The 844-nt window shown below is 63.2% G+C and carries 2 protein-coding genes and 1 pseudogene; all 3 read right to left on the bottom strand.

All coding sequences use genetic code 11. From position 1 onward, the window contains the following. Nucleotides 1-191: transposase (locus tag C5F48_RS24235; RefSeq protein WP_146170774.1), on the bottom strand; the 191-nt coding region annotated here is incomplete at its 3' end. 66 nt (nt 192-257) lie between these two features. Further along, nucleotides 258-491, bottom strand: a pseudogene (locus C5F48_RS24240) (IS110 family transposase); the annotation flags it as partial. Between the two features lie 74 nt (nt 492-565). After that, on the bottom strand, nt 566-844 hold a 279-nt coding region (locus C5F48_RS24245), incomplete at its 5' end, for a transposase domain-containing protein (RefSeq protein WP_146170775.1).

Below are 844 nucleotides of genomic sequence, written 5' to 3' on the forward strand. Positions count from 1 at the left end.
AGATCGGCCCGCATCTGCCCGTTCCCGGGGAACGCTGTGGCAGGGGTTGCGGTCAGTTCCCGCATCCAGCGACGCAGCACGCTCTCCGCCACGTCGAGGTCACGGGCCGCCTGCGCTACCGCTACGCCACGGTCCGTCACCAGTCTAACGGCCTCGATCTTGAACTCACGGCTGAACTTCCGTCTCGTCATATCTGCACTCCAGTTCCTTGGTCACGATCTTATCTTCGTGTCCACGAAACCGGCAGCAGCTCACATCGTCCTCTGACGCACCAGAAGCTCCCGCGCCTTGTGCAGCATCAGCACCGCCTGCTGGTCCTCGGTCTTCACGGCGACAAACCGCATGGTCGGTCGGGTGACGGCTTCGCAGATAGCCTCGGCGTCGGACGCATCCGTCTTGCCCCGCTTTACATATGGTTTGACGTAAGCTGGCGGCATCATCTTGACCTCGTGGCCGAGCCGACCGAGCTCTCGCGCCCAGTAATGGGATGTAAGCGATGGTTTCTCCCATCGGGATCCCCTGTTGCCGTGGCTTCCGGCCGGTCCGGCTGGCGATCGATTGCAGTTTAAGCTGCAGCTATGATTGCAACCTTGGGGAAGTTCCACGGGAGCAGCGCGTCGATGTCGGACTTCGGGTGTCCGCCGGCGATGGCCTCCAGGGCTGCCGTGAGCCAAGCATAAGGCTCGACGCCGTTCAGGCGGCAGGTCCCGATGACCGAGGCGAAGCGCGCCCAGGACTGCCCGCCCTCGTCGTGTCCGGCGAAGAGTGCGTTCTTTCTTCCGAGGGTCAGCGGCCGTATGCGGTTCTCGATGAGGTTCGAGTCCATCTCGATCCGGCCGTCGTT

The organism is Cereibacter changlensis JA139 (assembly GCF_003034985.1).
Classification (GTDB): domain Bacteria; phylum Pseudomonadota; class Alphaproteobacteria; order Rhodobacterales; family Rhodobacteraceae; genus Cereibacter; species Cereibacter changlensis.